General features: G+C 46.7%; 16 protein-coding genes and 1 tRNA gene. 6 read left to right on the forward strand and 11 right to left on the reverse strand.

The window, feature by feature from the left end; translation table 11 throughout:
- Nucleotides 1-164: 164 nt before the first annotated feature.
- The 4 genes from RIG66_RS31755 to RIG66_RS31770 form a co-directional block, all read right to left on the reverse strand.
- On the reverse strand, nt 165-416 hold the full coding sequence (locus RIG66_RS31755) for a type II toxin-antitoxin system VapC family toxin (protein WP_446383811.1): 252 nt from the start codon (nt 414-416) through the stop codon (nt 165-167).
- Nucleotides 397-624, reverse strand: coding sequence for a type II toxin-antitoxin system VapC family toxin (locus RIG66_RS31760; protein WP_446383813.1), 228 nt, complete (start codon nt 622-624; stop codon nt 397-399). The genes RIG66_RS31755 and RIG66_RS31760 overlap by 20 nt, the downstream gene beginning before the upstream one ends.
- Nucleotides 621-935, reverse strand: a complete 315-nt coding sequence (locus RIG66_RS31765; RefSeq protein WP_446383815.1) for a hypothetical protein — start codon at nt 933-935, stop codon at nt 621-623. The genes RIG66_RS31760 and RIG66_RS31765 overlap by 4 nt, the downstream gene beginning before the upstream one ends.
- A 113-nt stretch (nt 936-1,048) precedes the next feature.
- Nucleotides 1,049-1,261, reverse strand: coding sequence for a hypothetical protein (locus RIG66_RS31770; RefSeq protein WP_446383817.1), 213 nt, complete (start codon nt 1,259-1,261; stop codon nt 1,049-1,051).
- Nucleotides 1,262-1,427: 166 nt separating this feature from the next.
- On the opposite strand from RIG66_RS31770, the gene RIG66_RS31775 reads away from it, so the two are divergent.
- Nucleotides 1,428-2,114: a phosphoribosyltransferase gene (locus tag RIG66_RS31775; protein WP_446383819.1), complete on the forward strand. Its 687-nt coding sequence runs from the start codon at nt 1,428-1,430 to the stop codon at nt 2,112-2,114.
- A gap of 56 nt (nt 2,115-2,170) precedes the next feature.
- Entirely contained in the window at nt 2,171-2,479 is a 309-nt protein-coding gene (locus RIG66_RS31780; RefSeq protein ID WP_446383821.1) for a hypothetical protein, read from the forward strand.
- Here the strand turns inward: RIG66_RS31780 and RIG66_RS31785 are convergent.
- Nucleotides 2,476-2,850 carry a VOC family protein gene (locus tag RIG66_RS31785; RefSeq protein WP_446383823.1) on the reverse strand — a complete coding sequence of 125 codons (375 nt, stop codon included), beginning with the start codon at nt 2,848-2,850 and terminating at the stop codon, nt 2,476-2,478. The two genes, RIG66_RS31780 and RIG66_RS31785, sit on opposite strands and share 4 nt — an antisense overlap.
- A gap of 185 nt (nt 2,851-3,035) precedes the next feature.
- On the opposite strand from RIG66_RS31785, the gene RIG66_RS31790 reads away from it, so the two are divergent.
- Together RIG66_RS31790 and nblB are read left to right on the forward strand one after the other, a co-directional pair.
- A complete protein-coding gene (locus RIG66_RS31790) occupies nt 3,036-3,506 on the forward strand; it encodes a CBS domain-containing protein (RefSeq protein WP_446383825.1) in 471 nt (156 codons plus the stop codon).
- A 61-nt stretch (nt 3,507-3,567) separates the two neighbouring features.
- Nucleotides 3,568-4,224 carry a phycobilisome degradation protein NblB gene (gene nblB, locus RIG66_RS31795; protein ID WP_446383826.1) on the forward strand — a complete coding sequence of 219 codons (657 nt, stop codon included), beginning with the start codon at nt 3,568-3,570 and terminating at the stop codon, nt 4,222-4,224.
- 73 nt (nt 4,225-4,297) lie between these two features.
- On the opposite strand, the gene RIG66_RS31800 is transcribed toward nblB, so the two are convergent.
- Nucleotides 4,298-4,519: a hypothetical protein gene (locus tag RIG66_RS31800; RefSeq protein WP_006098710.1), complete on the reverse strand. Its 222-nt coding sequence runs from the start codon at nt 4,517-4,519 to the stop codon at nt 4,298-4,300.
- Between the two features lie 21 nt (nt 4,520-4,540).
- On the opposite strand from RIG66_RS31800, the gene RIG66_RS31805 reads away from it, so the two are divergent.
- Nucleotides 4,541-4,663, forward strand: coding sequence for a hypothetical protein (locus tag RIG66_RS31805; protein WP_446383828.1), 123 nt, complete (start codon nt 4,541-4,543; stop codon nt 4,661-4,663).
- Between the two features lie 144 nt (nt 4,664-4,807).
- Here the strand turns inward: RIG66_RS31805 and RIG66_RS31810 are convergent.
- The 3 genes from RIG66_RS31810 to hisF all read right to left on the reverse strand — a co-directional run bounded on the left by RIG66_RS31810 (nt 4,808) and on the right by hisF (nt 6,078).
- Nucleotides 4,808-4,880 (reverse strand) — tRNA-Ala (locus RIG66_RS31810).
- 99 nt (nt 4,881-4,979) lie between these two features.
- On the reverse strand, nt 4,980-5,189 hold the full coding sequence (locus RIG66_RS31815) for a hypothetical protein (protein WP_006098571.1): 210 nt from the start codon (nt 5,187-5,189) through the stop codon (nt 4,980-4,982).
- Nucleotides 5,190-5,307: 118 nt separating this feature from the next.
- Entirely contained in the window at nt 5,308-6,078 is a 771-nt protein-coding gene (gene hisF, locus RIG66_RS31820) for an imidazole glycerol phosphate synthase subunit HisF (protein WP_446370175.1), read from the reverse strand.
- A 106-nt stretch (nt 6,079-6,184) separates the two neighbouring features.
- On the opposite strand from hisF, the gene ruvB reads away from it, so the two are divergent.
- Nucleotides 6,185-7,279, forward strand: coding sequence for a Holliday junction branch migration DNA helicase RuvB (gene ruvB, locus RIG66_RS31825; protein ID WP_006098442.1), 1,095 nt, complete (start codon nt 6,185-6,187; stop codon nt 7,277-7,279).
- Between the two features lie 27 nt (nt 7,280-7,306).
- On the opposite strand, the gene RIG66_RS31830 is transcribed toward ruvB, so the two are convergent.
- Together RIG66_RS31830 and RIG66_RS31835 are read right to left on the reverse strand one after the other, a co-directional pair.
- Nucleotides 7,307-7,630 carry a hypothetical protein gene (locus RIG66_RS31830; protein ID WP_446340677.1) on the reverse strand — a complete coding sequence of 108 codons (324 nt, stop codon included), beginning with the start codon at nt 7,628-7,630 and terminating at the stop codon, nt 7,307-7,309.
- 492 nt (nt 7,631-8,122) lie between these two features.
- Entirely contained in the window at nt 8,123-8,524 is a 402-nt protein-coding gene (locus RIG66_RS31835) for a fasciclin domain-containing protein (RefSeq protein ID WP_006098369.1), read from the reverse strand.
- Nucleotides 8,525-8,876 lie beyond the last annotated feature (352 nt).

The raw sequence follows: 8,876 nt of genomic DNA on the forward strand, positions 1-8,876 counted from the left end.
AGTATTGGACAGCAATAGCTTTAACCGTTTTTACCCGAATTTCAATTTATTTTGAGGCGATCAAAAGCTACAGCCCTTGTGTGGAAAACTTTCTGACTCATTAAAACTGATAATTTAGCACACTAAGTCCGGAAGACCCGACTTTAACTTCTTCTCCTCACCCATTAGGAAACATTCCCTTCCACAAAATCCTCAACCATCAACACCCGTAACTCAGAAACTCGTCGGAATTGGTCATCATTGGTTAACAAAGCCTCACACCCGCTTCTAATTGCTGTCGCCACCTGCAACGCATCAGGAATTTTCAAATTATATTTTGCTCTTAAATAGGCTGCCTGATAGCCAATTTCCGTATCAGTATCAACCATAAAAATCGGTTCACCAGCAAGGAGAAAATCAACGAAGTCTTCTTGCAATTTTATATCTTTCCTTTGAAGTGGTTGAACTCATACATTCTGCCAACGTCACTGGAGAGATAACTGCTTCTATTTCCCCAGCTATCAGTTTATCAATAACAACCTGTACCACGTCAACAAAATCAGGATTTTCTTCAACAAAATAGATAACCGGAGCCGTATCAATAAAGATTCGTTTTACCCCCTCTAACGCCTCATCTAACCTCACTCAGGCTTCCTCCATACCCGTTCACGTTCCTCCCATTCACCCCGCATCTGACTAACCCATTTCTGAGCATCTTGACCTGCTAATAAATTGGGTGCAATTCCACGAAATTCTTGTAAAGAACGCTGACGTTTTTTGTTTTTGTTTTCAGCAATGTATTGCAGTAAATGCTCATAACCTGCATCAATCGCCTGACCTCTCTCAACCTTATCATCTTCCTGAACACGCCGTTCTAAATAATGTAAAACCTCAAGCCGTTCTTCCTTATTCAAATTATCAATTTGCGTGAAAACATCTTTGAGTTTTGGACTCATACTTCCTCCAAAATCCTTAAAATAATCCTTGTTAAAACTAAGGTCAGCAGGTAAACCCTTCGCCGCCCCAACTACCCCTAATTTTAAGGCTAAGTCATAAGCACTTTCTGCTATTATCTCTGCACCAACCCATCTAACATCTCAACCACCATCTCAACCACCTCATCCATCTGTCGCCAAAACTCCCGCCCCGACTCCTGCCAATCCGACCATAGTTCCGGTAAACTACGCTTATCCGTCTCTGTCCCATTCTCCAATGCCCTCCGCACATAAAGCAGAATCGACAAACTATAATCTTGTTGACTCACCTGCTCAACCGTCACCACCTTAGCAAACCCCTCATCTTCGCCGTCGCTGCGATTGGCGACCCTCTTATCCGATGGAGCTAACGTTAAGTTGTGACTTAATGTTAAGAATCAGGCTAGATTGACCTAAAAGCATAACCAAAATCAGGCATGATTAGGGCAGCCCCGTTAAATGCTGGAGGAACCTATGTCATCGGCTCCGCTATTTAGCGATCGCACTCATGCCGGTGAGGAACTCGCTCAAGCTCTGCTTACCCAGATTGCTGAACTGGAAATGACGACGGGTGAGACTGTATCACCAATGGTGTATGCACTTCCCCGTGGCGGTATTCCTGTCGCCGTACCGGTTGCTCGTCGGTTAAATTGTCCTCTGGATATCGTGGTGGCTAAAAAAATTACCACTCCCCAAAATCCTGAATTAGCCATTGGTGCTGTCACCTCAGACGGACAAGTGTTGTGGGCGCAACAACGATTATGGGGACGACTGAAGGCGAATCTGCGAGAAACCGCCCTGCGTCATGCTCAAGATAAAGCTCAAGCTCAACTTGCTGAATTTGCCCCAGGTTGTCCTCAGGCTAATCCCCAAGGAAAATTAGCCCTTTTGGTGGATGATGGGATTGCTACGGGGATGACCATAATCGCGGCGACTCAAGCGTTGAAAGAGCATCATCCTCACCAGATCTGGATTTGTACACCCGTCGCCCCAGGCGGACTGATCAAGAGGCTCGGTCGTTTTTGCGATCGCTTAGTTATCCTGGAAACACCGGATGACTTTCTCAGTGTCAGCCGTTTCTACGGGGAATTTCCACAGGTCAACACAGATGAGGCGCTGGCTTATTTACAAGACTACAATCATCTTCCCTACCAACAGTAGCCAAATTAGTTCCCCTGAATTATCTTAAACAATAGTTTTAGCTGATGAATTTTTTCATGAGACATTTGCAATTCTGTTGGCGCACCTTGGTGCTTTCCACGCAGCAAAATCCACCGGAGTCGATCGAACATTTGATGGTATTGTTAACCCTGGCTTTGGGCTTAAATTGGGTCTTTCAACCGGACTGGCAATACCTTGTCCTCAGTTCTAGCTTTGCGATTGGTGCAGCCGCATCCATGTGGGTTAGGGAAGCATTTATCCCGTCACCACGTCCCCGTGTAGTTATGGTTGTCGCGATTACTGTCTTACTACTCTATAGCATTTATGCCTTTGCCAATGTTGCTTATGACGTAGCAATCAGTTAACGCTGCGGCTGGTGTAAAATTAAACGATTGCCGTTGGGGTCGTAAGCGTAGATTTCCCGCCCATGGGACGCGACGATGATTTCGCCCGGTGGCGGATATCCCATGTTACTCAACTGTGCGATCGCGGCGTCTAAGTCATCAACGTCTAAACACAAACTCAACCCACTTTGCTCAGACTGCTCAAATTCCTGTCGATGATTATCCCTGGGCTTAAATAATCCGAGTCGCAATCCAGGTAGCTGAAACTCAGCATAGGTATTGGGACTATGGCAATGGGGAGATTTAGCGAGTAATTGACTATAAAATTCAACCAGTGGCTCGATATTCGTCGCCGCTATGGTAACCCAAGCCGTCTTATAGTGAAATTTCATCCCTATCGCTAAGTCCCTGAATATAACTTCTGTCGGGCGGAGTTAAGAATTGTAAAAACCCTCAATCCCTTGTCCCGTTCCCTGTTCCCTGTTAAGAGTTCCCCATTCCAGAGAAATTAATCCCCATCATTCCCGAAACCCCTACAATAAGATGAGTAATTCCTTTGAAGACACCAAGCCTGAGTATGCCCAAAACCGTTGCCGAAGTCATGAGCCGTGACCCGATCGCGGTTTCCCCCCAAACGCCCATCAAAGAGGCGATGAAAATTCTTGCCGAACGACGTATCAGTGGTTTGCTGGTGGTCAATGATGCCGGCAAATTGGTGGGCATTATTTCAGAAACAGATTTGTTGTGGCAACAGACAGGAGTCGAACCCCCAGTTTACATCGTATTTCTAGACAGTGTGATTTATCTAGAAAACCCAGCCCGGTACGAAGAAGAACTACACAAGGCTCTAGGGCAAACCGTTGGAGAAGTTATGACCCACGAACCTGTGGTTGTCAAGCCCGATCAACCCTTACGCAAAGCCGCGAAACTGATGCAGGACAAATCTCTGCGCCGTCTAGCGGTGACTGACAACCAAGGAAAAGTGATTGGTGTCCTCACGGCGGGAGATATTGTGCGGGCAATGATTGCTGAACTGGACGAGTCATAATCTAATCAACCCACCGTCAATTTTAATTTTGTCCGATTACTTATTACTTAATACGTTACAAATGACTGTTTCTCGTGAGTCTGTTCAACAGTTGCTGAGTTCCGAGGACTTTGGCAACCGCCTGAGTGGGGTAAATCTACTACGCCAGCTAGAACCATCGGTAGCTTATGAATTAATCCAGCCGATTGTGACTGACGCCAATGCTCGAGTTCGGTACGCTGCCGTTAGCCAACTTGATACCCTTGGGGATCAGGATTTATCTCTCACCTCGACACTGTTGCGCGATCGCCTCTTGAACGACTCAGAACCCGATGTCCAAGCCGCCGCCGCTGACGCTTTGGGTGCCCTGAAGATGACCGAGGCGTTTGAGGAGATGAAACAGTTATATCACCAATCATCGGAATGGTTATTACAGTTTAGTATTGTTGCGGCATTAGGGGAACTCTCCGATCCGCGTGCGTTTCCTCTTTTAGAAGAAGCACTCTCCTCCGAAACCAGCTTGATTCAAACCGCCGCGATTAGTTCATTAGGAGAACTGGGTGATCCCCGTGCTGTGCCATTATTAGTTCCCTTTGCCACCGACTCTGACTGGCAAGTGCGTTACCGAGTCGCCCAAGCGCTCAAACCTTTCGATACTTCAGAGGCTCGAGCTGCTCTAGAAGCTTTAGCCAATGACTCGGTTGAGCAAGTGGCTCAGGAAGCCAAACGAAATTTGTGATAGGTGGACACAATTAAAGTTAAAGGTGGAGATCGTCATTTGTCATTTGTCATTTGTCATACTTCGGGGTTCATCAATCGACAACTTTCACAAGTCCACGATGCACCCCATAAATCAGCCGCATCAAAATAGCTTCATCATTACTTGTGAAAGAATTGTCCCAAGGCGCTGTCATCAATTCACGCCAGTCAGACAAACTGATCTGACCCTTACACATGATGTCAGCAAATAGTGGTGCCAAACAGCATCGGCTCAAGGTTTGTTCGTCTAGAGGAGCTTGTTCAGTCGCATTCATGGCTGGTTGGGTTGACTTTCAATGATCACATCAATTGTACTCACTCACGATGAGTCGTCCGGCGATCGCGTCACCAATCCCCCAAATTGGGCTAGCTGGAAAACTCGCAAAACCCTGAAAAATAAAGGTTTCCAGGAAAATTAAAGGTTTATAAAATACCCAAAATAAGCCTTGATACGATAAAAATGAATGCCGTTTTTGAAGTTATGAAAACTGTTCCCTGTTCCCTGTTAACAATTCCCTAACCTCACCATAAGAGTTATTCAGCAACTCCTAATTTTTTGTTAATGGAGCTAAGCGGACTCGAACCGCTGACCCCCTCAATGCCATTGAGGTGCTCTACCAGCTGAGCTATAGCCCCGTGCAGCATCTTCCATCATGCCTTGATTCTGTCCTTTCGTCAAGTCTCATTAAATTATTGCCTCCTCAGAGATGATTGAGTTATGAAACCTAAGCCTCACTAAAACGAACCCGAAACCGCCGCAATCCGACTCAAGTAGCCCAAATAGCTGTCCATCAAGAAATATACGACTAACATGGCAGCCGCTGACATCGCCACTAAAGTGCCAGCCAGCATAAAGGAAAACTCTCGTGTGTCAAACGCCTGTTGCATTAAGTGCAGTGACCAAGCAACTAGAGCAATATCGAATATTAAAATAGCAATCAACATAATTTAAGAAATGTAACGTCGAATCTATTCTAGCAGTGGTCTATGTAGCTGCAAACGATCCAATTGTGTGATATTAGTCACAAAAGTTTACGGCAGATCGGCAAGGATTTGAGAACCCTCATGACATCCGGACGGGAACCTGATGATCCTGCAAATAGTGCTTAATTTCCGATACGCTAAGTTGTCCGTAGTGCAGTAAAGAAGCTAAGAGGGCGGCTTCGGCTTTCCCCTCACTCAGGGCTTGATAAATGTGATCACAGGTTCCCGCACCCCCTGAGGCAATCACCGGAATTTCCACCTGGTCGGCAATGGTGCGGGTTAGCTCTAAGTCATACCCAGCTTGAGTTCCATCCGCATCCATACTGGTCACCAGTAATTCTCCCGCACCGCGTCGTTCCACCTCTTTTGCCCAGGCGATCGCATCAAGTCCGGTATTTTCGCGTCCGCCGCGCACGAAAACATCCCAACCCGGATGGCTGGGATCAACACGACGACGGGCATCTATCGCCACCACAATACATTGATTGCCAAAGCGATCGCTGGCTTGATTGATAAAATCTGGATTGCGGACAGCCGCCGAATTAATACTGACTTTATCGGCACCAGCCCTTAACAATAACTTAACAGTCTCTAAGGATTGGATACCGCCGCCAACGGTTAAGGGAATAAACACCTGTTCTGCGGTACGGTAGACAACATCGATAATAATATCCCGGTCTTCATGAGTGGCAGTGATATCCAAAAACACCAGTTCATCGGCACCGGCTTGATTGTAAGCTTGTGCCAATTCCACGGGATCACCCGCATCTTGCAAATTTACAAAGTTGATGCCCTTGACCACCCGCCCCGCCTTTACGTCCAGGCACGGTAAGATTCGTTTAGCTAGCATGTCAGATGTCTTACGCTGTGTGATGCGATAATACTGAGTTCCTTAACTAATCTAAACCTTTTGCGCCTGAGTGTCTTGGTCGCCGATGAAATGATAGGCTGAAATCATGGCTATAACCTCCTTTCGACAATCTCAAGAACCCGACCCACAACCCCAATCCCGTCAGAAAAAAAAGGGTCGCCGTAAGAAACGTCAGCAAGACTTGGAAACAGACTTGTTACTGGCGACGGCGACAGCCGATGAAACAGAGAACCAAGAGGAAGGGATTCGTCCCCATCGGTTAGCCGACTATATTGGGCAAAAAGAACTCAAAGATGTTTTAGAAATTGCGATCGCGGCGGCGAAGGCGCGAAATGAGGCTTTAGATCATTTGCTCTTGTATGGACCGCCAGGATTGGGGAAAACCACGATGTCGCTAATTTTGGCGACAGAGATGGGGACGAATTGTAAAATTACAGCGGCGCCAGCATTGGAACGTCCCCGGGATATTGTGGGGATTTTAGTCAATCTGAAACCGGGGGATATTTTGTTTATCGATGAGATTCATCGCCTCACACGCATGAGTGAGGAACTGTTGTATCCGGCGATGGAGGATTATCGGTTAGATATTACGATTGGCAAAGGGCAATCAGCGCGAACCCGGAGTATTCCCTTACCCCAGTTTACTCTGGTTGGCGCGACGACACGGGTGGGATCACTCACCTCCCCATTACGCGATCGCTTCGGGTTGATCCAGCGCTTACGATTCTACGAACCCGAGGAATTGAGTCTAATTGTGCAACGCACCGCCCAATTATTACAAACGCCGATGAGCGAAGAGGGCGCGATAGAAATTGCCCGTCGTTCGCGGGGAACTCCCCGCATCGCCAATCGTTTACTGAGGCGAGTGCGGGATTATGCTCAGGTGAAAAAGATGGGTGTCATTAACCCAGACGTCGCCGCCGAAGCCTTGGAAGTCTTCAATGTTGATCCGGCGGGTTTGGATTGGACGGATCGGTTGGTGTTAAGTGTGATGATTGAACAATTCCAGGGAGGACCTGTGGGTTTAGAAGCCGTAGCCGCCGCCACCGGAGAAGACGCTCAAACCATTGAGGAAGTGTATGAACCGTATTTATTACAGATTGGCTACTTACATCGAACCCCTCGCGGGCGGGTTGCTACAGACGCGGCTCGCAAGCATCTAGGGTATTGGCAAGAATGATATCCTCAAATTATGCCATCTACAGGATTAACCATGCATGGCTCGGCGCTTGAACTCCTCGTGCGCTCTAGAAGGAAGCGATTCAACTTTTTTGGGCGATCGCTTTCCATTCTCACAGGGCGCTTCAACTTTTGCCCAGTTCTCTTGAATGTAGTTTAGATCGTCCGCCGAAGCCACGTAGCTTTCAACATAGCCACAATTGACACAAACATACGTATCCAGTGAAGCATAACGAGCGCTGGAGTTTCCTAATCCTAGCGTCATCGTATTCAGTGCGGGAAATTTTCGGTTTTTGTTACTTCTGATCTGATAAGATCCACAGGAGTGGCATTGACCGTTCTTCATTGTCATGACTGCTTCAACCTTACAAGTTTGGCTTTCCTTTTGTCTTCATTAGGGAAACGGCACAATCCGGATGACCGTTAACTTTTATTTTCATTTCGCCAATAAAACGTGGGGGTCGTCTAGTCCACAAAATTCTGGTATAATTCAACAGGCTGCTGCCAAAATAGAATTTTTCTCAATATCTTCTGACGTTGCCGGATTTACAGGCGATCAATACTCTAAACTAGCATCAAAATCAACAGGTTAACATAGTCAATTGAATACTGCCCACCTGAAATGTAAATCTGACATCAAATCGGGTTAAACAACCTCACGAAACATGGCTAGAACGCTCATTATGAGGTGATTACCGCTGTGTGCAATCAACCTGATTCGATAGGACATCAATTAACAACCTGTAGGGGCGACCCGTTTACATCAATTAACCACACCCGCCCACTCAATCGGGTCGGGTCGCCCTTTACTCAATGGGGTCTGATCCTCCTTTTGATGGTGACTTTACCCCATGAGAATTACCGTGTCAATAACATGGATAATACCATTATCTGCTTCGATGTCAGGGGCAACAACTGTGGCATTTTTGACTTCAAAACCATCAGAACAGTCAATTCGGATAGACGAACCCTCAACAGAAGTTACCGAATCGACCTTGGCTAAATCAGCTTGAGTCAATTTCCCGGAAACGACATGATACGTCAGAATTCGCGTAAGCTGGGGAATATTCTGGAGCAACGTTTGTATGGTTCCTGGTGGCAACTTAGCAAAAGCGGCATCATTGGGTGCAAAAACCGTAAAAGGACCAGGACTTTTAAGAGTGTCCACTAAACCAGCCGCTTGCACAGCAGCTACCAGGGTTTGGAATGAATCCGCACTAACGGCAATATCGACAATATCAGGCATTGATGTTAACTCATCCTCTGCAAAATAATCTCTTCTCGGATGTTGTCATTCTCCCATATACCTGTGTATGAGCGGGTTTTACAACTCTTGTTTTTTCGTCTCACCCCCATGAATTAAAGCCACCCCGACTTTCCCTAATATGCTCCTAGTAGGGTTTTGAGTGATTCAAACGCTTGAACCAGATTCCTTAATCTCCTTGCTTTGCTAAGTTTCAACGTATCGCGGGAGTCCCCACCCTCAGCGTTAGCAGGGTGGGGAGGGATAGCGGATTGCCGGAGGAACGAAGGCAATCAATCTTGAGGTGCTTCTTGGGATTTAATGTAAGCTTTGACTCTCTCAATGGGAGCGCCAC

It is taken from the genome of Coleofasciculus sp. E2-BRE-01, assembly GCF_040221695.1.
Lineage (GTDB): Bacteria > Cyanobacteriota > Cyanobacteriia > Cyanobacteriales > Coleofasciculaceae > Coleofasciculus.